Annotated in this window: 22 protein-coding genes; 11 read left to right on the forward strand and 11 right to left on the reverse strand. The window is 69.6% G+C overall.

Annotation, left to right across the window (positions count from 1 at the left end; all coding sequences use genetic code 11):
• Positions 1–157: 157 nt before the first annotated feature.
• Positions 158–1,417, forward strand: a complete 1,260-nt coding sequence (locus IEZ15_RS19960) for a threonine aldolase family protein (RefSeq protein ID WP_373302590.1) — start codon at positions 158–160, stop codon at positions 1,415–1,417.
• 70 nt (positions 1,418–1,487) lie between these two features.
• Here IEZ15_RS19960 and IEZ15_RS19965 read toward each other — a convergent pair whose 3' ends face one another.
• Positions 1,488–1,730 (reverse strand): hypothetical protein, encoded by a 243-nt coding sequence (locus tag IEZ15_RS19965; protein WP_114245209.1) that lies wholly within the window; start codon positions 1,728–1,730, stop codon positions 1,488–1,490.
• 105 nt (positions 1,731–1,835) lie between these two features.
• Here IEZ15_RS19965 and IEZ15_RS19970 point away from each other — a divergent pair, with 105 nt between their 5' ends.
• Positions 1,836–2,948: a DUF5937 family protein gene (locus tag IEZ15_RS19970; protein WP_189278817.1), complete on the forward strand. Its 1,113-nt coding sequence runs from the start codon at positions 1,836–1,838 to the stop codon at positions 2,946–2,948.
• Positions 2,949–2,960: 12 nt separating this feature from the next.
• Here IEZ15_RS19970 and IEZ15_RS19975 read toward each other — a convergent pair whose 3' ends face one another.
• The 3 genes from IEZ15_RS19975 to IEZ15_RS19985 are packed head-to-tail and all read right to left on the reverse strand — an operon-like array spanning position 2,961 to position 5,497.
• Positions 2,961–3,569, reverse strand: a complete 609-nt coding sequence (locus tag IEZ15_RS19975) for an AAA family ATPase (protein ID WP_189278610.1) — start codon at positions 3,567–3,569, stop codon at positions 2,961–2,963.
• A gap of 3 nt (positions 3,570–3,572) precedes the next feature.
• Positions 3,573–4,250 carry a response regulator gene (locus IEZ15_RS19980; RefSeq protein WP_114245211.1) on the reverse strand — a complete coding sequence of 226 codons (678 nt, stop codon included), beginning with the start codon at positions 4,248–4,250 and terminating at the stop codon, positions 3,573–3,575.
• A 44-nt stretch (positions 4,251–4,294) separates the two neighbouring features.
• A complete protein-coding gene (locus IEZ15_RS19985; RefSeq protein ID WP_189278612.1) occupies positions 4,295–5,497 on the reverse strand; it encodes a sensor histidine kinase in 1,203 nt (400 codons plus the stop codon).
• Between the two features lie 96 nt (positions 5,498–5,593).
• On the opposite strand from IEZ15_RS19985, the gene IEZ15_RS19990 reads away from it, so the two are divergent.
• Complete coding sequence (locus tag IEZ15_RS19990) at positions 5,594–6,592, forward strand: SAM-dependent methyltransferase (RefSeq protein ID WP_189278614.1); 999 nt, start codon at positions 5,594–5,596, stop codon at positions 6,590–6,592.
• 138 nt (positions 6,593–6,730) lie between these two features.
• Positions 6,731–7,873, forward strand: a complete 1,143-nt coding sequence (locus IEZ15_RS19995) for an NADH-quinone oxidoreductase subunit D (protein WP_093893679.1) — start codon at positions 6,731–6,733, stop codon at positions 7,871–7,873.
• 45 nt (positions 7,874–7,918) lie between these two features.
• Here the strand turns inward: IEZ15_RS19995 and IEZ15_RS20000 are convergent, their stop codons facing one another.
• The 4 genes from IEZ15_RS20000 to IEZ15_RS20015 all read right to left on the reverse strand — a co-directional run bounded on the left by IEZ15_RS20000 (position 7,919) and on the right by IEZ15_RS20015 (position 11,507).
• Positions 7,919–8,929, reverse strand: a complete 1,011-nt coding sequence (locus IEZ15_RS20000) for a hypothetical protein (RefSeq protein ID WP_189278616.1) — start codon at positions 8,927–8,929, stop codon at positions 7,919–7,921.
• A gap of 94 nt (positions 8,930–9,023) precedes the next feature.
• Positions 9,024–10,001 (reverse strand): ABC transporter substrate-binding protein, encoded by a 978-nt coding sequence (locus IEZ15_RS20005; RefSeq protein ID WP_189278618.1) that lies wholly within the window; start codon positions 9,999–10,001, stop codon positions 9,024–9,026.
• A 100-nt stretch (positions 10,002–10,101) separates the two neighbouring features.
• Complete coding sequence (locus IEZ15_RS20010) at positions 10,102–10,776, reverse strand: ABC transporter permease (RefSeq protein ID WP_114245214.1); 675 nt, start codon at positions 10,774–10,776, stop codon at positions 10,102–10,104.
• Between the two features lie 2 nt (positions 10,777–10,778).
• On the reverse strand, positions 10,779–11,507 hold the full coding sequence (locus IEZ15_RS20015) for an ABC transporter permease (protein ID WP_189278620.1): 729 nt from the start codon (positions 11,505–11,507) through the stop codon (positions 10,779–10,781).
• Positions 11,508–11,635: 128 nt separating this feature from the next.
• Between IEZ15_RS20015 and IEZ15_RS20020 the strand changes: the two genes are divergently transcribed.
• On the forward strand, positions 11,636–12,823 hold the full coding sequence (locus tag IEZ15_RS20020) for an ABC transporter ATP-binding protein (protein WP_189278622.1): 1,188 nt from the start codon (positions 11,636–11,638) through the stop codon (positions 12,821–12,823).
• A 46-nt stretch (positions 12,824–12,869) separates the two neighbouring features.
• On the opposite strand, the gene IEZ15_RS20025 is transcribed toward IEZ15_RS20020, so the two are convergent.
• Positions 12,870–13,991 carry an alpha/beta hydrolase gene (locus IEZ15_RS20025; protein WP_189278624.1) on the reverse strand — a complete coding sequence of 374 codons (1,122 nt, stop codon included), beginning with the start codon at positions 13,989–13,991 and terminating at the stop codon, positions 12,870–12,872.
• A 139-nt stretch (positions 13,992–14,130) separates the two neighbouring features.
• Between IEZ15_RS20025 and IEZ15_RS20030 the strand changes: the two genes are divergently transcribed.
• The 6 genes from IEZ15_RS20030 (at position 14,131) to IEZ15_RS20055 (ending at position 19,102) form a co-directional block, all read left to right on the forward strand.
• A complete protein-coding gene (locus tag IEZ15_RS20030; RefSeq protein WP_189278626.1) occupies positions 14,131–15,972 on the forward strand; it encodes a phosphatidylglycerol lysyltransferase domain-containing protein in 1,842 nt (613 codons plus the stop codon).
• Between the two features lie 31 nt (positions 15,973–16,003).
• Positions 16,004–16,864 (forward strand): dihydropteroate synthase, encoded by an 861-nt coding sequence (folP, locus tag IEZ15_RS20035; protein ID WP_189278628.1) that lies wholly within the window; start codon positions 16,004–16,006, stop codon positions 16,862–16,864.
• The gene (locus IEZ15_RS20040) at positions 16,861–17,343 is read left to right on the forward strand and encodes a nuclear transport factor 2 family protein (protein ID WP_114245220.1); all 483 of its coding nucleotides are present in this window, start codon (positions 16,861–16,863) and stop codon (positions 17,341–17,343) included. Before folP ends, IEZ15_RS20040 begins: the two co-directional genes overlap by 4 nt.
• A 193-nt stretch (positions 17,344–17,536) precedes the next feature.
• Positions 17,537–17,896, forward strand: coding sequence for a dihydroneopterin aldolase (gene folB / locus IEZ15_RS20045; protein WP_093893688.1), 360 nt, complete (start codon positions 17,537–17,539; stop codon positions 17,894–17,896).
• Positions 17,893–18,504, forward strand: a complete 612-nt coding sequence (gene folK, locus IEZ15_RS20050) for a 2-amino-4-hydroxy-6-hydroxymethyldihydropteridine diphosphokinase (RefSeq protein WP_114245221.1) — start codon at positions 17,893–17,895, stop codon at positions 18,502–18,504. The genes folB and folK overlap by 4 nt, the downstream gene beginning before the upstream one ends.
• A gap of 115 nt (positions 18,505–18,619) precedes the next feature.
• Positions 18,620–19,102, forward strand: a complete 483-nt coding sequence (locus IEZ15_RS20055; RefSeq protein ID WP_189278819.1) for a DUF3180 domain-containing protein — start codon at positions 18,620–18,622, stop codon at positions 19,100–19,102.
• 37 nt (positions 19,103–19,139) lie between these two features.
• Here IEZ15_RS20055 and folE read toward each other — a convergent pair whose 3' ends face one another.
• Positions 19,140–19,745, reverse strand: a complete 606-nt coding sequence (gene folE / locus IEZ15_RS20060; RefSeq protein ID WP_114245223.1) for a GTP cyclohydrolase I FolE — start codon at positions 19,743–19,745, stop codon at positions 19,140–19,142.
• Between the two features lie 155 nt (positions 19,746–19,900).
• On the reverse strand, positions 19,901–21,931 hold the full coding sequence (ftsH, locus tag IEZ15_RS20065; protein WP_189278630.1) for an ATP-dependent zinc metalloprotease FtsH: 2,031 nt from the start codon (positions 21,929–21,931) through the stop codon (positions 19,901–19,903).
• Between the last annotated feature and the right edge of the window lie 122 nt (positions 21,932–22,053).

The following is a 22,053-nucleotide window of genomic DNA, read 5'->3' on the forward strand; positions in this document are numbered from 1 at the left end:
GTACCGGACGATTTCTCTGCATGCTACGCCAGCGTTTCGTCCTGGCTCCTGGCTGTCCACAGCCTGTGGGAAAAGTCCGGGCGGGGGCGCGACCCGAGGCCCGGCTGAACCCGGAAATCGTTCGGGCCCGAGCTGCGCTCTGCGTGATGATCGTCCCATGACAGACATGGCGGGCACGGGCGAGCAGGCACGGCAGCGGCAGGCGCATGAGGGGGCACGGAGCGACGCGCAGGAGCGGGAGCCGAACGGGGCACGGAGCGACGCGCAGGAGCAGGACCGGTCGCAGGAGGCTGCGCAGCGTCTGCGCAGGCTGAACGCCTGGCGTGCGGCCGCACGGGCACTGGACCGGCCGCCCGTGGAGCTCTTGCTCGGTGAGCGGCTGGCCGCTCTGGCGGCGGGAGCCGGTGCAGTCATCGATCTCGACCGACCTGCAGACACGTACGGCGACGGAGTGGTCGCCGAGCTGGAGGGACGGATCGCGGACCTGCTGGGCATGGAGGCCGCCGCGTTCTTCCCGACAGGGACGATGGCCCAGCAGGTCGCGCTGCGGTGCTGGGCCGGACGGACCGGCAATTCCACAGTGGCGCTGCATCCCCTGGCGCACCCCGAGGTGCACGAGCGCGGCGCGCTCGAGGCGGTGAGCGGGCTGCGTACCGTCCATCCGACGTCCGAGCCCCGGCTGCCCACGGCGCAGGAGATCCGCGACTTCGCCGAGCCGTTCGGCACGATGATGCTGGAACTGCCGTTGCGCGATGCCGGTTTCGTCCTGCCGACGTGGGAGGAGCTGGAGGCCGTGGTGGCAGCAGCGCGGGAACGCGATGCAGTGGTGCACTTCGACGGCGCGCGGCTTTGGGAATGCGCCTCCCATTTCGGGCGGGAGCTGCCGGAGATCGCAGCGCTCGCGGACAGCGTGTACGTGTCGTTCTACAAGTCCCTCGGCGGAATCTCCGGGGCCGCGCTGGCCGGTCCCGAGTCGCTGATCGAGGAGGCCCGCACCTGGCGCCACCGGTACGGCGGGCAGCTCTTCCAGCAGTTCCCGGCGGCGCTCGCCGCCCTGATAGGCCTGGAGCAGGAACTGCCGCAGCTGCCTTCGTACGTGGCACACGCGAAGCTGGTGGCCGAGACGCTGACCGAGAGCTTCCCCGCGGCCGGCGCCGGTTGGTTCCGGGTACATCCGAAGCCGCCGCACACACACCAGTTCCAGGTGTGGCTGCCGTACGAGGCGGATGTTCTGACGGAGGCATCCGTGCGGCAGGCGGAGGAGACGGGCGTGGCGTTCTTCCGTCGCTGGTTCCCCGCGGCTTCCGGGCCGCCCGGGGTGTCGTTCACCGAGGTCACGGTGGGGCGGGAAGGGCTGGAGTGGACGGCGGCGGATGTACGGGCGGCGGTGGGGGAGTTCATGAAGCGGCTGGCTTAGCAGGAGTTGGCCGGGCCGGCCGGGAGCACCGGACACATGCGCTCCGGGCCCCTCCCGGACGGTTGCGCCCTCAGGCCCCGGACGGACCGGATGCGCCGGGCCGGGCGGTGCGGTGGCGTCGGGTGAACAGGGCCCGCAGCGCCGTCCGTCGGCGGCGGCGCGCCGGGCGGCCCGCGATCACCGCGTCGAAGCGGCGCCGGTCGCGTGCCTCGCGCACCACCTCCCAGTCGTGCCGGCCCGGCGGTGGCGGCGGCGCTTCCCCCCGCTGAGCTGCGCGACAGCTGTCGATCATGTGCTGCTGAATGGCGTCCATAGACTCAGCGTGGGCCGGTCCCGGCCCGCCCCGCCCGTCGATTGACGACCACCGTCAAACGGCGCGTGGCCCGCTGCGCGCACCCCGCACTATGGAGAGGTGAGCGTGCACATCGACATCGCGGGGCTGGCGCCCGAGCGCATCGTTTTCGAGACCTCCCCCCTCGCCGAGCTGGGGCTGGCCCTGCACGCCCTCTCCGAGCCGGGGCACCACCCGGGCCTGCACGGCTGGGCGACAGCGACCACGAGCGCGCTGGAGCCCGATCTCGCCGACCGGCTGCACGAGGCCGACTTCCTGTGGCGCCACACGTTCTCGGACGTCTTCATGCCGTTCGCCGGGGTCCGTGGCGGCAACGGCAGGACGGGGGCGAACCTCGCCGAGGACCTGGACATCCTCGACCGACTGGACGACGAACGGTTCGTCTCCGCCGCCCTGGAGTTCACCTGCCACAGCCTGTACGGAACGGGCGCGCCGTCGCCGCTCAGCAACGTGACGATGCGCGCCCGCGCCCTGGACATGGCGGCAGCGCGCGGCCCCCGGCAGGTGGAGTTCACCGAGCAGCTGCTGAGCGACCCCACCTCCGTACGCCGCTGGATCCGGCGTCTGTTCGAGGACTGCGACCAGGCGTTCTTCGCCGACACCTGGCGGCGGGTACAGGTCCAGCTGGTCGCCGACGCCCGGCACAAGACGGATCTGCTGCGGCGCAAAGGGCTCGGCGAGGCGGTGGGCGCGGTGTCCCCGGCCCTGTCGATCGACGAGGCCGGGACCCGGATCAGCGCCGACAAGCTGACCGAGGGCCGGACCGACGCGGCCGACCCCGCCATCGGCCCCGGGCTCACCCTCATCCCGTCCACCTTCGGCTGGCCGCACCTGAATCTGCTGCACGCGCCGGGCTGGCGTCCGGTGATCCACTACCCGGTGCACCACCCCGAGCTGCCCTCCCCCGCCTCCGTGGAACTGCTCCAACTGCGCATGGATGCGCTGGCCCACCCGATGCGGATGCGCCTGTGCCGCCACCTCGCCCGTTCCGCGCACACGACCGGTGAACTCGCCGACACGTACGGCATCACGGCACCCGAGGTCTCCCGGCATCTCACGGTGCTGAAGAAGGCCGGCCTGGTCACCACCCGGCGACGCGGCCGGTACGTGCTGCACCAGCTGGACCTGACCGTGGTGGCACGGCTCGGCAGCGACTTCCTGGAGGGCATCCTGCGCTGAGCCGTGGCAGCTTCAGTCGAAGCGGATGTGTTTGATGCCCGTCCAGGTACGCCGCACCCGGTGCCGCAGCGTGCTGTCCCGGTCCGGCAACACGGTCAGCCCCGCCGATCCGGCGATCCGGTCGGCGACCTGCGGGATCGTCAGCCGGTCGGTGCGCAGGTGCTCGGCGAACTCCGGCTCCGCGAGCCGCTCCAGGCAGTGATCCAGCTTCTGTACGGCGAAACTCTCCCGCTTCAGCCCGCGCCCGAGCCCACGTTCGGACAGCCGGCGCAGCACCGTGGCCCGCTCGGCGAGCAGCGCGAAGTGGTGCACCGTGTGTCCGTCGTCGCGCAGCCGCCCGATGATCTCGGCGAAGTAGCCGGGGTCGACGAGCGTCATCGGAACGATCACCGGCCCCGGATGACCCCGCGACGCCAGTTCCAGCACCTCGCGAACGGCGTCGCGCCAGGCCGTCAGATCCTGGAAGTCACCGCGCAGTCCGGGCGGCAGCATCCGGTGCAGCCCAAACCCGACGCGCTCGGGGTCGCAGACCACGCTGCCGGGCAGCCGCCGATTCAGCTCATACGCCGTTTGCGTCTTGCCACCGCCGAACGGTCCGTTGATCCAGAGCAGCGCGCCCACGGGTCAGCCCACACCGCCGCCGCCGGCCCGGACCAGCCCCGTCTCGTACGCGAGGACGACGACCTGCACCCGGTCGCGCAGGCTCAGCTTGGTGAGGATGCGGCCCACGTGCGTCTTCACGGTCGCCTCGGAGAGCACCAGGCGGGCCGCGATCTCGCCGTTCGACAGGCCCTGCGCGACCAGCAGCATCACTTCGCGCTCGCGTTCGGTGAGCTTGCCGATGCCCTTGTGCTGCGGTTCGCTGTTGCCGCTCGGCAGCATCGGTGAGAAGCGGTCGAGCAGCCGGCGGGTGGTGGACGGGGCGACGACGGCGTCGCCGCTGTGCACGGAGCGGATGGCGGCGAGCAGTTCGGCGGGCGGCACATCCTTGAGCATGAAGCCGCTGGCCCCGGCCTTCAGCCCGGAGAAGGCGTACTCGTCGAGGTCGAACGTGGTCAGGATGAGCACCTTGGGCGCATCCGGCTGCGCACAGATGCGACGGGTGGCCTCGACGCCGTCCAGCCTCGGCATCCGGACATCCATCAGCACCACATCGACGGCGGTGGAGCGCAGTATCTCGATCGCCTCCGCGCCGTCACCGGCCTCGGCCACGACCTCCATGTCCGGCTGGGCGGCGAGCACCATCCGGAAGCCGGTGCGCAGCAGCACCTGGTCGTCGACGAGCATCACGCGGATGGCCATGAGGTGTCCTGTCTCCTGTCTGTCCTGCAAAAAAATCCGAAGCCCTAATGGGCCGGCTTGAGCGGCAGCAGTGCGCTGATCCGGAACCCGCCGCCGGGCCGCGGCCCGGCGTCCAGCGTGCCACCGACCATGCCGACCCTCTCGCGCATACCGATCATCCCGTGGCCCGCGCCGTCGGCGCCGCCGTCCTCGTACAGCTCGTGCGCCGCGCCCCGCCCGTCGTCCTCGACCAGCAGCCCGAGCCCGTCGTCGAAGTACACCAGCCGCACACTGGCCCCGGCGTCCGGGCCGCCGTGCTTGCGGGTGTTGGTCAGGGCCTCCTGCACGATGCGGTACGCGGTCAGCTCGACCCCGCTGGGCAGCGGGCGCGGCGTGCCCTCGATCTTGAAGTCGACAGCCAGCCCGGTCTGTCTGACCTGCTCGATCAGGTCCTCGATCTGCTCGACATCGGGCTGCGGGACGTACTCCCCGCTCTCCTGGCTGTCGCCGGTCCGCAGCACCCCGAGCAGCCGCCGCATCTCGGCGAGGGCCTGCCTGCCGGTGCTGGAGATGGTCTCCAGGGCCTGCCGTGCCTGGTCGGGGGCCGCGTCCATGACGTACGCGGCACCGTCGGCCTGCACCACCATCACCGAGACGTTGTGCGCGACGACATCGTGGAGTTCGCGGGCGATACGGGCCCGCTCGGCAGCCACCGCGACCTTCGACTGCGCCTCGCGCTCCCGCTCCAGCCGGGCTGCGCGCTCCTCCAGCTGGCTGAAGTAGGCGCGCCGGGTCCGCATCGAGTCGCCGAGCACCCAGGCGAGCACGAACGGCACGGTCATCACGACGCCGACGAAGACCTGCTGGGGCCAGCCGTTCTGCGGGACGTCCTGCGGCCAGCGCAGCTGGGAGACACCGGCCGCGCTCAGGCTGCAGACCAGTGCGAGCCGGGACGCCCAGCGCTCCCCCAGGGTGGACACGGTGAAGACGATCACCAGCATCGCGAAGTTCGCGACGCCCGGCTTGACTCCGAACACCAACTGCGCGACGCCCATCGCGACGGCGAGCAGCAGCATCTTCTCCGGCGCGCGCCGGCGCAACGCCACGACGGTGCAGAGGCCGACGATGATCAGCAGGGCGGCGAGCCGCTCACCGGCGCTGCCCGCACGCACCACCATGGACAGGCCGGAGAGCCCAAGGAGGAAGACAGCCCAGAAGCTGTCGACGCCCGTCGGGTGTCTGCGGATGAAGTCGTAGAGGCGCTGCACGTGACCCAGCGTAGGGACAGGCGGGAGGTGCATGGGTCAGCCGAAGGGCCGATCCAGCTGCTGGGACCGTACTCCCCAAGGTGGAGACTTGGAAACGTGACGGATGAGTGGCGTGGGTGGCAGGAGGCGGCAGAGACCGCTTTGTACGGAGACGGGGGGTTCTACCGGAGCCCCGAAGGACCGGCGGGCCACTTCCGTACGTCCGTCCACGCATCCCCGTTGTTCGCCTCCGCCGTCGCCCGGCTGCTGCTCAGGACGGCGCGGGAACTGGGCACCGACTCGGTCGACCTGGTGGACCTGGGGGCGGGGCGGGGCGAACTGCTGACGGGGGTGCTGGCGGCGCTGCCGGCCGTGGGGGCCGACGGTCTCGCCGTACGGGCGTACGCCGTGGAGATCGCCGCCCGCCCGGCCGGTCTGGACCCCGGAATCGAGTGGTGCGCCGAACCGCCGCCGGGGACGCACGGTCTGCTCTTCGCCAACGAGTGGCTGGACAACGTCCCGACCGACGTCTCCGAGACCGACGCGGACGGTGTCGACCGGTATGTCCTCGTCAGGACGGCGGACGGTACGGAACGGCTGGGCGAGCCGGTGACCGGGGCGGACGCCGAGTGGCTGCGCCGCTGGTGGCCGTCGGCCGGACCGGGCAGCCGCGCGGAGATCGGCCGGCCGCGCGACGAGGCCTGGGCACAGGCGGTGTCCACGCTGTCCGGGGGACTCGCGGTGGCGGTGGACTACGCCCACGCAAGGGAGGCACGGCCCCCTTTCGGCACGCTTACCGGCTTCCGGTCCGGCCGCGAGGTGCGGCCGGTGCCGGACGGCAGCTGCGACCTCACCTCGCACGTGGCGCTGGACGCGTGCGCGGCGGCGGTGGACGCCGGGGCCGGCGCACCGCCCGAGGTGCTGACGCAACGCGAGGCGCTGCACCACCTCGGCATCAACGGCGAGCGCCCACCACTGGCCCTGGCGTCGACCGACCCGGCCGGATACGTACGGGCCCTCGCCTCGGCGGGCGAGGCAGCGGAACTGACGGCCCGGGGCGGCCTGGGCGACTTCGGCTGGCTGATGCACCGAAAAGACAGCCCCGCCGGCGCTTGAGGCGCGAAGCGAAATCCAGCCCCTCCGGCGATCGAGGAGCGGGGTCCGGGGCAGCGCCCCCGGTCGGACCTGCCCCGCCCGGCGCCTGAGCCGCGGGGCCCGCGGCGGAGCCCCGGACACTCAGGGAATACTGGCCGTATGACGGAGACGACAGTCGGCATCGGCGGCGCAGCGGAGAGCACCGACATGGTGCTCAACATCGGCCCCCAGCACCCCTCCACCCACGGCGTGCTCCGTCTGCGCATCGTCCTCGACGGCGAACGCATCCAGCACGCCGAACCGGTCATCGGTTACATGCACCGCGGCGCGGAGAAGCTGTTCGAGGCCCGCGACTACCGGCAGATCGTGATGCTCGCCAACCGCCACGACTGGTTGTCGGCGTTCTCCAACGAGCTGGGCGTCGTGATGGCCGTCGAGCGCATGCTCGGCATGGAGGTCCCGGAGCGCGCGGTCTGGACGCGCACCCTGCTAGCCGAGCTGAACCGGGTCCTGAACCATCTGATGTTCCTCGGTTCGTACCCACTCGAACTCGGCGGGATCACCCCGGTGTTCTACGCCTTCCGCGAGCGCGAGGAGCTCCAGGCAGTGATGGAGGAGGTCTCCGGCGGCCGGATGCACTACATGTTCAACCGGGTCGGCGGTCTCAAGGAGGACCTCCCGGCGGGCTGGCTGGGCCGCGCCCGGGACGCCGTCGCCTCGGTCCGGTCCCGGATGGACGTGTACGACGACCTGGTGCTCGGCAACGAGATCTTCCGGGGCCGTACCCGCGGTGTCGGCGTACTGTCCGCCGAGACCGTGCACGCGTACGGGGTGTCCGGGCCGATCGCCCGCGCCTCGGGGGTCGACTTCGATCTGCGCCGCGACGAGCCGTATCTCGCGTACGGGGAACTGCAGGACACCCTCAAGGTCGTCACCCGCACCGAGGGCGACTGCCTGGCCCGCTTCGAGTGCCTGCTGGAGCAGACGCACAACGCCCTGGATCTGGCGGACGCCTGTCTGGACCGGATGGCCGGCCTCGCGCCCGGCCCGATCAACCAGCGGCTGCCAAAGGTGCTGAAGGCCCCCGAGGGCCACACCTACGCCTGGACCGAGAACCCGCTCGGCATCAACGGCTACTACCTGGTGTCCAAGGGCGAGAAGACCCCGTACCGGCTGAAGCTCCGATCCGCCTCGTACAACAACATCCAGGCGCTCACCGAGCTCCTGCCGGGCACGCTGGTCGCCGACATGGTGGCGATCCTGGGCTCGCTCTTCTTCGTCGTCGGCGACATCGACAAGTAGGCCGAAACCCAAGCCGACCCGCGCAGCGCCTGCGCGCCCGCGCGCCTACGAGATCGCGCTGCGCAGCTCCACCACGTCCAGCTGCTCCGTCTCGTCGTGCGCGGTCAGGTCGATGACCTTGCCGACGGCCCGGTTCTCGGCCGTGCCCGTGCGGTGCGCGGCCAGTGCCTCCTCGCCCACCACGTCCGCGAGGTCCTCGTTCTGCACCGACTCGATCGCGGCGCGCGCCTTCTGCGTACCGAAGAAGTCGAAACTGCCCTGCGGCACCAGATGACGGCGGGACGCCGCGTACGGAGCGACGGCGCTGGCGGCCGGCACAGTGCGCGCCGCGGGCAGCGCGGGAGACGGCCGGGTCGCGGGCAGGGCGGTCGGCGGGAGGAGGTGCTGCGCCCCGGACGAGTCCGCGGCCACCGCGTGCTTCCCCTGCCGCTCCTCCGCCTCCCGGGCCCGCTCCGCGAGATCCCGCTTCCTGGCCTGCTCGGCGGTACGGCGCGCCTCCTGAAGCGCCCCGTTGCGCGAGAGGTCCTCCAGCGCCTGGGCGGCACGCAGATAGGCGGCCGGTGTCGGTGTGCTGCGTGCGGCGGGCAGCTCCCGGGGCGCGGCGGCTTCGAGCGCGAGTTGCCTGCGGCCCTCCAGCGCGCTGGCCCGCTCGGTCTCGGCGTTGGCGTACCGCCGCAGCAGCGCGGCGTGCTCCCCGCGCAGGCCGGCGAGCTCCACCCGCTTGCGGCGCAGCTTCGTCTCCAGCCGTACGCGCAGCTCCCGCGACTCCTCCAGGTCGGCCTCGAACTCGGCCACGCGCTCCTCGGCCCGCCATTCGTCGCCGGCACGGGCACGCGTCAACTCCGCGACACGATGGCCCGCTTCCCGGTCCCAGCTGCGCATCAGATACGCACCGGTCACGGCGGCGGCCGCCGCGGCGGCCACCAGACCGCGCAGGATCAGGGGATCGGCGAGCAGCCAGGCGCCCGCGGCACAGACGATCGAGACTCCGACGACGGCCGAAGACGGAAGGATTCTGTGCAGAGGTGGCGAATGGCGATGACGTCCACGTGGCATGGCCTGAAATTTACAGTGCGTACGGGGCGCTTGGGGGGCCGCCCGCCAATCTGTTCCCGGCCGGTTACCTGACGGCCCCCGATCCCCCCAATCCCTACTTCTTGATGAGGCCCTTCGACTGCAGATAGTCCTTGGCCACATCGGCGGGTTTTGCGCGCTCGGTGTCGACCTTGCGGTTCAGTTCCGCCAGATCCTCGGTCGTGAGGGCCTTGGTGAGCTTGCCGAGTGCGTCGGCAATGTCCTGGGAACCCGCGTCCTTGGCATTGACGACCGGCAGAACGTTGTCCGCGTTCTGAAGCTTCTTGTCGTCCTCCAGGAACACCAGGCCGTAGCTGTCCAGCACCGCGTCCGTGGTGGTGGTGAGAACCAGTTGGTCCTTGCCGTCCTTCACTGCCTGCTTGGACTGCGGCGTACCGACTCCCTTGGGGTCGATACCGGTGACATCGATGCCGTACGTCTTCTTCAGACCCGGTGCGCAGAACGGCCGCACCTCGCACTCGTCGCCCGCCGCGATCTTCACTTCGGCCTTCGACCTACCAAGATCCGAAAGGGTCTTGAGCTTGTTCTCGGCGGCGAATTCCTTGGTCACCGCGAAGGCGTTCTGGTCGACGGCCTCGCCGACCGGGAGCACCTTCAGCCCGCGCGGGGTGGCGAGCTTCTCCAGCGCCGCGACCGTGGCGGCCGCGTCACCGGAGGCGACCGGCTTCTTCTCGGCCTCCTTCGCCCCGTTCACCTTGGCATTGAGGAATTCGGCGATCGTCGCGGCGTATTCGGGGACGACATCGATCTCACCCTTCTCCAGGGACGGTTCGTACAGTTCCCGGTTGGCCACCGTGGTGACCGAGGTGCTGTATCCGGCGTCACCCAGGATCTGTGCGTACAGCTCCGCGAGCACCTTGGACTCGGTGAAGGAGGCCGCGCCGACGACGAGCGAGCCCTTCTTTCCGGAGCCGCCGGACGATGCCGAGCCCCCCTTGTCCTTCTCCAGGCTGTCACCACCGCAGGCGGCGAGCGAGCCGGCCAGCGCGACCATTCCGATGACCGTGCCCGCTATTCGCGAGGTCTTGCTCATGAGTTGTTCTCCGTCCACAGCAACAGGGGCTGTTCGAGATGGGATCCGGGGTTCGAGAGGGTGCGATGAAGTGGGCCCGACGGGTGGTCGTGCCGCGTTGTCATGCCACCCTGCGGCGGCGCAGGGGTGACAGCATCCGGTCCAGGCCCACCAGCACCACCTCCACCAGCAGGGCGAGCACGGCGACCAGCAGCGCCCCCGCGACCACCTGCGGCGTGTTGTACGTGTTGAACCCGGCGGTGATGATCCGGCCGAGTCCGCCCTGGCCGACCATCGCGGCGATCGTCGCCGTGGCGACCACCTGGACAGCGGCCGAGCGCAGCCCGGTCATGATCATCGGGTAGGCCAGCGGGAGTTCGACCCGCGCGAAGAGCTGACCACCGGACATTCCCATGCCCCGCGCCGCCTCGGTCACCGACCGGTCGATCTCCGTCATCCCGACATAGGCGTTGGTGAGCAGTGGCGGCACGGCGAACAGCACCAGCGCGATGATCGTCGGCGCATATCCTGCGTTGCGCAGCGGCGAGACCATGAAGAGGGCCAGCACCGCGAAGACCGGAATCGCCCGCCCCACATTGGAGATGTTGACGGCCAGCGCGCCCCCCTTCCCGATGTGCCCGAGGCAGAGCGCGATCGGCAGGGCCACTGCGCAGGCCAGGGCGAGCGCGACGCCGCTGACGTACAGATGCTCACCGAGCCGGTGCGCCGCCCCGTTCTCCCCCGACCAGTTGGCGCCGGTGGTGAGCCAGGTCCAGGCTTCGCCGAGAACTCCCATGGTCAGACCGCCTTTGCCGTGGCGCCTGCGCCTGCGCCTGCGCCTGCGCCTGCAGGAGCGGTGCGTATTCGGGTCCAGGGGGTCAACAGCCGCTGGAGGCCCAGCAGCAGCAGATCGGCGACGACCGCGAGCAGTACGCACAGGACCGAGGCGGTGAGCACCTGGGCCTTGAAGAAGCTGGGCAGAGCATCCCCTATGAGGTTGCCGAGGCCGCCTCTGCCGATGATCGATCCGACTGTGGTCAGCGCGATCGTCGAGACCGTCGCGATCCGCACCCCGGCCATCAACGCAGGCATGGCAAGAGGGAGTTCGACCTCCCACAGCAGCCGGACCGGCCCGTACCCCATCCCCTTGGCCGCTTCCTTCGCCTCCTGCGGGACCGCTTCGAGACCCGCCAGGATGTTCCGTACGAGAATGGTCAGCGAATACAGCACCAGACCGGTGACGACCAGCGCCGCGGAAAGTCCGAACAGCGGCAGCAGCAGCGAGAACATGGCGAGCGAAGGCACGGTGTAGAGCACCGTCGTCAGCCCGAGGACCGGCCCGGCGAAGCGGCGACTGCGGCGGGCGAGCAGCGCCAGCGGAAAGGCCACCAGGAGTCCGATCAGCACCGAGACCGCGGTGATCCAGATGTGCTGGACCGTCGCATCGGTCAACTCCTGGCTGCGGGAACGAAGATACTCCCCACAGATCCAGTCGTTCGTCACCATGCAGTTCTGTGCGGCAGCCATCCGTCCCCCCTCCGATTACCGCCTCGTACCGATGTTCCAGTGACCCTATCCTCGACCACCGACAATCGCCGAGGCCGTTGTATTCCAGCAACATGTCCTTCACAGAACACGCGCGACAATGGGGAACCATGATCCGTTTCGAGCATGTCACCAAGCGGTACGCGGACGGCACCACCGCCGTCGACGACCTTTCCTTCGAGGTCGCCGAGGGTGAGCTGGTCACGCTCGTCGGACCGTCGGGCTGCGGCAAGACGACCACCATGAAGATGGTGAACCGGTTGATCGAACCGACCGAGGGCCGGATATTCCTCGACGGGGACGACATATCCGCCATCGATCCGGTCCGGCTGCGCCGCCGTATCGGCTATGTGATCCAGCAGGTGGGGCTCTTCCCGCACCGTACGGTCCTGGAAAACACCGCGACCGTTCCTCATCTCCTCGGCTGGAAACGGGGAAAGGGCCGTGAGCGCGCGGCGGAACTCCTCGACCTTGTCGGACTTGATCCTTCCGTTTATGGCGACCGCTATCCGGAACAGCTCTCCGGCGGTCAGCGTCAACGCGTTGGCGTGGCAAGGGCACTGGCCGCGGATCCGCCGGTGCTCCTGATGGACGAGCCTTTCGGCGCGGTCGACCCGGTCGTACGGGAACGGCTGCAGAACGAATTCCTGAAACTCCAGGCACAGGTCCGCAAAACCGTGCTGTTCGTCACGCACGACATCGAGGAAGCCGTCCGGCTCGGTGACCGTATTGCCGTCTACGGACAGGGCTCCATCGAGCAGTTCGACTCCCCGGCGACCGTGCTCGGCGCCCCCGCCACCCCCTATGTCGCGGACTTCGTCGGCGCCGACCGCGGCCTCAAGCGGCTCTCCGTGACCCCCATCGAGGAGGGCGACCTGGAGCAGCCGCCGGTCGTCCACCTCGACGACTCCCTGGCGAGGGCGACCGAGCGGCTGCGGGCCGAAGGAGCGCGCTGGGCCGTCGTGCTGGACGGCGAGGACAATCTGCACGGCTGGATCCCGGCCGACGGCTTCACCACCAAGACCAAGGACACCGTGCGCGCCCACGCGCGCAGGATGGAGGCGTGGCTGCCCGTCGGAGCCCCGCTCAAGCAGGCGTTCGCCACCATGCTCCAGCACGACGCGGGCTGGATCGCCGTCATCGACAAGGAGAGCAACGGCCACTTCCTCGGCGTACTCACCCCGGCCCGGCTCCATGAGGCGCTGCGCCGCTCGATCGACGCGGACGCCCAGGACGTCCCGCGTGCCGAGGTGGCCGTCGAGACGGTGGAGAGCGTCACCAAGACCGCCTCACGGTGAGCCGGTGAACGGAGGCCGGGAAGCGGGCTCCTGAACCGGACCCGTCTCAGTTCTCGCTCAGCCGGCTGCTCATCCAGTCCAGCGCCGAAGGGATCTCCCGCCGCCAGGTGTTGAAGTTGTGCCCGCCGCTGTCGAGCACGATCGACGAGACCTGGGCGGGCGGCTTCACCTTGGCCATGAACTGCTGCGTGGTGCGGTAGTTCCCCTCGCCGTGCTTGGAGGTCGTGACGAGGAAGGACGAGTCGGGCTGCGGCAGATTGTCCAGGCTCCACATCAGATCGGAGCGGTCGCGCGCCCCCTGGTCGCCGTGGAAGAGGTCGCCGGTCGTCGGGTCCTCGGCTGCCTTGTAGTACGCGGAGAGCCCGGCGCTCGCGGCGAACCGGTCCGGATGGTGGAGCCCGATCTTCAGCGCACAGTAGCCGCCGGTCGAATTGCCCATGATGCCCCAGTTACGAGCCAGCTTACCGACCCGGTATGTATCCGAGACCGCCCGCGGAAGATCCTCGGCGAAGAACGTCTCGGTCTTCGGTCCGCCCTTTATGTCCACGCATTCGGTGTCCCGTGGCGGCGCCACCGTCGGTCGCAGCATCACCAGGACCATCGGCTGCGCCCGGCCCGACTTCACCCGCTCGTAAGCCGTCCGCGGGTACCGAAGGCCCTTCAGAAGGTTCTCCGAGACACCCGGGTAGCCGGTGAGGACGACGACCGCCGGGAACTTCCGGCGGGCGAAAGCCGGCTGGAAGTACTCCGGCGGGAGGTACACATACGCCGAACTCTCGATCTTCGACTTCCGCCCCGCTATCACGACCTTGTCGATTCGGCCGCCCACCGTGGGCCGCGAACCGCCCGGCACGTCCGGCCGTTGTATCCCGACCCGCACGATGTTCTTGGATGCCAGTGTTCCGGCCGCGTGGTCCGTGACCACGCCCAGATCCTGCTTCTGGCCGAACAGATCGGCCCAGGAGCCGTAGAAGAGGAACGAGTTGTTGGCCACCAGACCGACGGAGACGAAGACCGTCACCTGAGTCGCCAGCAGCAGACCGACCCTGCCGAACACCGCGGACACGCTGCGTCGGGCCAACCGTGGCCAGATCCAGACCGTGGCAGCGAAGAACACCACGGCCAGCACGATGGCCGTGGCCAGAAATGTCTTGCTGGTAAGACCCATGGGGGGTGAGCTTTCTTGTCGGGAAATTTCCGGCCGGCGGGTGAACCCTCGCCCCGGAAGCCTCGTCCTACAGATCGCACATCGTCCGGAAGGCCTCGGCCGAAGGACTCAAGAATCTCTCGCGGAACCACGGGAAGCGATGTCTGTCACGCTAGATGGGGATAAATCAGGATCGGTTCCGAGTCCTGTACGCAAGTTCGTACACGGCCCGCGTCCCGAATCCGTACCGACGCTGGTCGGTACCGCCTGCACCGTCGTCGGACTGATCGATGTCGGCGCGGGCGTCTTCCCGCGCTTCCGGCACAGCCGGATGCACACGCTCGCCGAGGTGCTCCCCGGCGCCCTCGGACCGTTCGCCGCCGCCCTCTCCCTGAGTGCGGGCGTCCTGCTGCTGCTTCTCGCCCACGGGCTCAAGCGGCGCAAGCGGCGGGCCTGGCGCGCGGCCGTCGTACTCCTGCCGGCCGGCGCGCTGGCGCAGTTCGTCTACCGGCACTCGGTCATCGGCACGCTCGTCTCGCTGGCGCTCTGCCTGCTGCTGGTTCGCCATCGCGGTGAATTCGCCGCGCTCCCCGACCCCAGGAGCCGCTGGCGGGCCCTGGCCAATTTCGTGCTCCTCGGCGCGGGTTCGCTGGGTCTGGGCCTGATCATCGTCAGCGTCCACCCCGGCCGGGTCGTGGGGAGCCCCAGCATCGCCGACCGGCTCCAGCACGTGCTGTACGGGCTGTTCGGCTTCGAGGGCCCCGTCGAGTACGCCGGAGTCACCTCCTGGACCGTGGCGTTCTCGCTCGGCGCCCTCGGTCTGCTGACCGCCGTCACCACCATCTACCTCGCCTTCCGCCCCGAGCACCCGGCCGCCCGCCTCACCGAGGACGACGAGGCCAGGCTGCGCGCCCTGCTGGAGAAGCACGGCGGCCGCGACTCGCTCGGCCACTTCGCGCTCCGCCGCGACAAGGGCGTCGTCTTCTCCCCCAGTGGCAAGGCCGCCGTCTGCTACCGCGTCGTGTCCGGGGTGATGCTGGCGAGCGGCGACCCGATAGGCGACGTGGAGGCCTGGCCCGGCGCCATCGAGCGCTTCATGGACGAGGCCAAGGCCCACTCCTGGACCCCTGCTGTGATGGGCTGCAGCGAGACCGGCGGCGAGGTCTGGACCCGCGAGACCGGACTCGACGCACTGGAACTCGGCGACGAGGCGGTGGTGGATGTCGCGGATTTCTCGCTCGCCGGGCGCGCGATGCGCAACGTACGCCAGATGGTGAAGCGCATTGAACGTCTTGGTTACGAGACCCGGGTCCGGCGCATCCGCGACATCGGCGAGGCCGAGCTGGCCCGCATCCGACGGGCCGCCGCCGACTGGCGCGGCACCGACAACGAGCGCGGCTTCTCCATGGCACTCGGCCGGATAGGCGACCCGGCCGACGGGGACTGCATCATCGCCACCGCCCACAAGGCCGACGAGCACACCGCCGACTCCCCGTACGGCGACCTGAAGGCCGTACTCCACTTCGTCCCGTGGGGCAGGGACGGCATGTCCCTCGATCTGATGCGCCGCGACCGCTCCGCCGACCCGGGCATGAACGAGCTGCTGATCGTCGCCGCCCTGCAGGCCGCCTCCCAGCTCTCCGTCGAGCGCGTCTCGCTGAACTTCGCGATGTTCCGCTCGGCACTCGCCCGGGGCGAGAAGCTGGGCGCGGGACCGGTGCTGCGGACCTGGCGCGGATTGCTGATCTTTCTGTCGCGCTGGTTCCAGATCGAGTCGCTGTACAAGTTCAACGCCAAGTTCCGGCCCCGCTGGGAGCCCCGCTTCGTCGTCTACCGCGCCGCCCGTGACCTGCCGCGCATCTCCCTCGCGGCCATGCAGGCCGAGGGCTTCGTGAACCTCGCGCTGCCCCGCCCCCTCGCCCGCCGATTCCCGGGACGCCGGCCGCGCCCCTGCGCCCACACCCGGGCGCCGGGCCAGGAGCACCACGCCCGCGCGGCGTAACAGCACGCCGTACGGGGCCTACGCTGGTCGCATGAGTACCTTGCGTGGACGGGGCACGGTCCAAGGCCTGCCGGAGTGGGACCGCTGTGCGGTCATGGGTGTCGTCAATGTGACCCCGGACTCCTTCTCCGACGGCGGCCGCTGGTTCGACACCACGGCCGCGATCAAACACGGCCTCGACCTGGTCGCCGAGGGCGCCGACCTGATCGATGTCGGCGGCGAGTCGACCCGCCCCGGCGCCAGTCGGGTGGACGCGTCGGAGGAGTTGCGGCGCGTGGTCCCGGTGGTCAAGGGCCTGTCGTCCGAAGGGGTCACGGTCTCCGTGGACACCATGCGGGCCCGTGTCGCCGAGGAGTCGGTCGCGGCCGGAGCCGCCCTGGTCAACGATGTGAGCGGTGGCCTCGCCGACCCGGACATGGTCAGGGTCGTCGCCGCGGCCGGCACGCCGTTCGTCGTGATGCACTGGCGCGGCTTCAGCGAGTCCATGAACAGCCGGGCTGTGTACGAGGACGTCGTCGCCGAGGTCGTCGCGGAGCTGCGGGAGCGGATGGACGCCGTGATCGCGGACGGTGTCGCCCCGGAACGGATCGTCATCGACCCCGGTCTCGGCTTCGCCAAGGACGCCGGCCACGACCTCTCCCTGGTCGCCCACCTCGACGAGCTGCGCGCCCTGGGCCGCCCGCTGCTCGTCGCCGCCTCCCGCAAGCGCTTCCTCGGCCATGTGCTGGCCGACGAGGGCGCCGCACCGCCGCCCGCCCGCGAACGCGACGCCGCCACTGCGGCGATCTCCGCGCTCTCCGCCCGCGCCGGTGCCTGGGCCGTCCGTGTCCACGAGGTACGGGCCACCGCCGACGCGGTACGGGTCGCCCGCGCCGTCGAGGGAGCCGCGTGAGCGGGCCCCGCGACGAGCACGCGGAGGCGGCCGCCGACATCGCGGCCGTCGAGCAGGCCAACACCGCCTTCTACGAGGCGATGGAGCGCGGCGACTTCGACGAGCTCTCCGGGCTCTGGCTGCCGGGCGAGGACCTCACCGTCTCCTGCGTCCACCCCGGCTGGCCGGTGCTCACCGGCCGCGGCGAGGTGTTGCGCAGTTACGCCCTGATCATGGCGAACACCGAGTACATCCAGTTCTTCCTGACCGATGTCGGGGTCTCGATGACCGGCGACACGGCCCTGGTGACCTGTACGGAGAACATCCTCAGCGGCGGCCCCGCGGAGGACGGCAACGCGCTCGGACCGCTGGTCGGCCAACTCGTCGTGGCCACCAATGTGTTCCGGCGCACGCCGGACGGCTGGAAGCTCTGGTCCCACCACGGCTCGCCCGTCCTCACCGAATCCGATGAGGACGAGGACGAGGACACATCCCACTGAGCGAGGCATCCGCCCGACAGGGGTTGGAATCCGGTACCGCGGGTAGAAGCGGCTACCAGCCCCCGCAAGGTCCTGTCCACAGCCCCCGCGGGCGGGCACTGTCGGTGCTCGCAGGTAGATTCGAAAGAGAGCACCCAGCCGTCCGCACACGGCCCCCGTGTCTCTACGCCCAACGACAGCAGGAGTGATTCGCGTGGATCGTGTCGCGCTGCGCGGCCTCAAGGCCCGTGGACACCATGGCGTCTTCCCCCGAGAACGGGAAGAGGGCCAGACGTTCATCGTCGACCTGGTGCTCGGCCTCGACACCCGCCCCGCGGCAGCCGCCGACGACCTGACGAAGACCGTGCACTACGGCGTCGTCGCAGAGGAAGTCGTCGACGTGGTGCAGGGGGAACCGGTCGATCTGATCGAAACGCTCGCGGAGCGCATCGCCCAGAAGTGCCTCAAGCACGAAGGAGTCGAGGAGGTGGAGGTGGTGGTGCACAAGCCGGATGCGCCGATCACCGTCCCCTTCGACGATGTGACCATCACCATCACCCGGAGCCGAGTATGACTGCATTTTCTACCGAGGGGCAGAGCGACCCGACCGTACAGCCGGTTCCCGCCTCCGTGGTCGAGCAGGTGGACGCCGCGGACATCACCCTCTCCAACCCCAAACGCGCCGTGATCTCCCTGGGCTCCAATCTGGGCAACCGCCTGGAGACCCTCCAGGGGGCCATAGACGCCCTGGAGGACACCCCCGGCCTGCGGGTCAAAGCGGTCTCCCCGGTGTACGAGACGGAGCCCTGGGGCGTCGCTCCCGGCTCCCAGCCCTCGTACTTCAACGCGGTGATCGTCGTGAGGACGACGCTCCCCCCGTCCTCCCTCCTGGAACGCGGCCAGGCCATCGAAGAGGCCTTCGACCGGGTCCGTGAGGAACGCTGGGGCCCGCGCACCATCGACGTCGACATCGTGGCGTACGCGGACGTCGTCTCCGACGACCCGGCGCTCACCCTCCCCCACCCCCGTGCCCATGAGCGCGCCTTCGTGCTCGCCCCGTGGCACGACGTCGACCCCGAGGCCCAGCTGCCCGGCTCCGGCCCCGTCGCGGAGCTGCTGGCCGGTGTCGGCCGAGAGGGCGTACTGCCCCGGGCCGATCTGGAACTCCGTCTGCCCGAGTAGTCGTTAGGCTCAACGGAAACGGATCACTGGCAACACGGATCACTGGCTACACGGACCACTGGTGACACGCACCACTGGTGACATGCACCACTGGCGGCGAAGGGCGGATCACTCGGTGAAGCAACTACGGCTCGGGGTACTGGCCGGCCTCTTCGCCGCGGCCGGGGTGCTTTCCTGGGGCGGTGCCCGCCTCTGGGACTCCCTGGGCAGTCTGCCGAGCGTTCCCCTCGCCGCGCCCATCGTGCTCGCGGTGATCGCCGCCATCCTGCTCGCGACGGCGCTCTCCATCCGTTCCCGGCTGCGCGCCCAGCGTGAGCGCCGGCCGGGAGCCAAGGGCGTCGAGCCACTGATGGCGGCCCGCGCAGTCGTCTTCGGCCAGGCCAGCGCGCTGGTCGTCTCCCTGGTCTCCGGCATGTACGGCGGCACGGGCGTCTTCCTGCTCGGCTCCCTCGACATCCCGGCCCGCCGCGACCAGGCGATCTACGCGGGCTTCGCGGTCCTGGCCGGCATCGCGGTGGTTGCCGCGGCCCTCTGGCTGGAGCGCATCTGCAAGCTCCCCGAGGACGAGGACAACAACAAGAGCTCGGCGGCCGCGTAGCGGTCACCGAGCTCTCCCCTCACAGCCGCTCCGGAGCTCAGCGCGCCATGATCAGGCTCATGGCCTCGGCGCGCGTCGCAGGGTCGCGGAGCTGGCCGCGTACCGCCGAGGTCAGCGTCTTCGCACCGGGCTTGCGGATGCCACGCATCGACATGCACATGTGCTCGCACTCGACGACGACAACGACCCCGCGCGGCTCCAGAATCTCCATGAGCGAATCGGCGATCTGCGTGGTGAGCCTCTCCTGGACCTGCGGGCGCCGGGCGAAGACATCGACGAGGCGGGCCAGCTTCGACAGACCGGTGATCTTGCCGCTGGTCGCAGGGATGTACCCGACATGCGCGACACCCCGGAACGGCACCAGGTGGTGTTCACAGGTGGAGAACACCTCGATGTCCTTGACCAGCACCATCTCGTCGTGGCCGAGGTCGAACGTGGTCGTCAGAACGTCCTCGGGCTCCTGGTAGAGGCCCGCGAATATCTCCTTGTACGCCCGTGCCACCCGCCCCGGCGTCTCGCGCAGTCCCTCACGGTCCGGGTCCTCGCCCACGGCGAAGAGGAGTTCGCGTACGGCCGCCTCGGCCCGCTTCTCGTCGAACTCACCGATCGAACCCTGGCCGTCCAACGTCACCGGGTCGGTCATCTGTGCCTCGTTCCTCTGAGCTGTCACCCGCACATACCTCCGCACGGGCGTACGAAAAAGCCGCGCCCCCACAGGCTAGAACCTGCGGGGGCGCGGCATCCATTCCGGGCCCGGTGCGGCTCCCGTGACAGGCACCACACCGGGGACGCGGGACCTCAGCTCTCGGGGCGGTCCTCCGGAAGCACCTCGGTGGCCTGGACGGTGTCCGTGGGGACGACCGAGCCGTTCGCCGTGGTGGCGCCGTTGGTGAGGGCGAGCTCCTTCGGCGAGAGCACCGGCGGCCGCGTCGACGGGGTGCGTCGGGCGGAACCGGTCCATGCCGGACGGGACGGACGCTTCACGATCGGGGCGAAGATCTCGGCGATCTCCTCCTTGCCGAGCGTCTCCTTCTCGAGGAGCTGGAGAACCAGGGCGTCCAGAACGTCGCGGTTCTCGACGAGGATCTCCCACGCGTCGTTGTGCGCGGTCTCGATGAGCTTCTTGACCTCTTCGTCGACGAGGGCCGCGACCTCTTCCGAGTAGTCGCGCTGGTGGCCCATCTCCCGGCCCACGAAGGGCTCGGTGTTGTCGCCGCCGAACTTGATCGCTCCGAGCCGCTCCGTCATGCCGTACTGCGTGACCATCGCGCGGGCCGTTGCGGTGGCCTTCTCGATGTCGTTCGCAGCGCCGGTGGTCGGGTCGTGGAAGACCAGCTCCTCGGCCGCGCGCCCGCCCAGCATGTAGGCCAGCTGGTCGAGCATCTCATTGCGCGTCGTGGAGTACTTGTCCTCCTCCGGGAGCACCATCGTGTAACCGAGGGCGCGGCCGCGGGAGAGGATCGTGATCTTGTGGACCGGGTCCGACTGGGGAGAAGCCGCCGCGACCAGGGCGTGTCCGCCCTCGTGGTACGCGGTGATCTTCTTCTCCTTCTCGGACATGATCCGGGTCCGCTTCTGCGGACCCGCCACGACACGGTCGATGGCCTCGTCGAGCATCTTGTTGTCGATCAGCTTCAGGTTGCTGCGCGCCGTGAGGAGCGCCGCTTCGTTCAGCACGTTCGACAGGTCGGCACCGGTGAAGCCGGGCGTACGACGGGCAACGGCGCCGAGGTCGACGTCCTTTGCGACCGGCTTGCCCTTCTGGTGCACCTTGAGAATCTCGAGACGGCCCTGCATGTCAGGCCGGTCGACCGCGATCTGCCGGTCGAAACGGCCCGGTCGCAGCAGCGCCGGGTCGAGGATGTCCGGCCGGTTCGTGGCGGCGATCAGGATGACGCCGCCCTTCACGTCGAAGCCGTCCATCTCGACGAGCAGCTGGTTCAGCGTCTGCTCGCGCTCGTCATGACCGCCGCCCATTCCGGCACCGCGGTGCCGGCCGACGGCGTCGATCTCGTCGACGAAAACGATCGCCGGAGCGTTCGCCTTGGCCTGCTCGAAGAGGTCACGGACCCGGCTGGCACCGACACCGACGAACATCTCGACGAAGTCGGAACCGGAGATCGAGTAGAACGGGACGCCCGCCTCGCCCGCGACAGCGCGTGCGAGCAGCGTCTTGCCCGTACCGGGAGGCCCGTAGAGCAGGACACCCTTCGGGATCTTGGCGCCGACGGCCTGGAACTTCGCCGGCTCCTGGAGGAACTCCTTGATCTCCTGGAGCTCCTCGACAGCCTCGTCGGACCCCGCCACATCGGCGAACGTCGTCTTCGGGGTGTCCTTGGTGATCAGCTTCGCCTTGGATTTCCCGAACTGCATGACCCGGGAACCGCCGCCCTGCATCTGATTCATCAGAAACAGGAAGACGACCACGATCAGGACGAAGGGCAGCAGCGAGAGGAGGATCGAGATGAACGGGGACTGCTTCGACGGCGAGACAGTGTAGCCCTTGTCGATCTTGCCGCTCTCGAACTTCTGCTGCAGCGTGTCGGCCAGCTGGACACCCTGGTCGCCGATGTAGCTCGCCTGGAACTTGCTGCCGGACTCGCCCGAAAGCTTCTGGCCCTTGTTCAACTCGATCTTGATGATCTGTTCGTCACCGGTGGTCAGCTTGGCCTGCGCCACCTGGTCCTTGCTGATCGCCTGGATCACCTTGCCGGTGTCCACCGATTTGTAGCCGCCCGACGAGCCGACGACCTGCATCAACACGACCACGGCGAGGACGGCCAGCACGATCCACATGACCGGCCCACGGAAGTATCGCTTCACGTCCATCCATACGGGGCGATGACGCCCCGTCCCTCCTGCCCGTAGGTAAATGCTGCTGTGAGAAAAGACTGTTCTTCGGACGGTACCCCAGCATTGTCGCCTGCGGCTGCCGGGGACGTCTGTCAAAA

Origin of the sequence: Streptomyces atratus (assembly GCF_014648655.1) — a bacterium.
Classification (GTDB): Bacteria; Actinomycetota; Actinomycetes; order Streptomycetales; family Streptomycetaceae; genus Streptomyces; species Streptomyces atratus.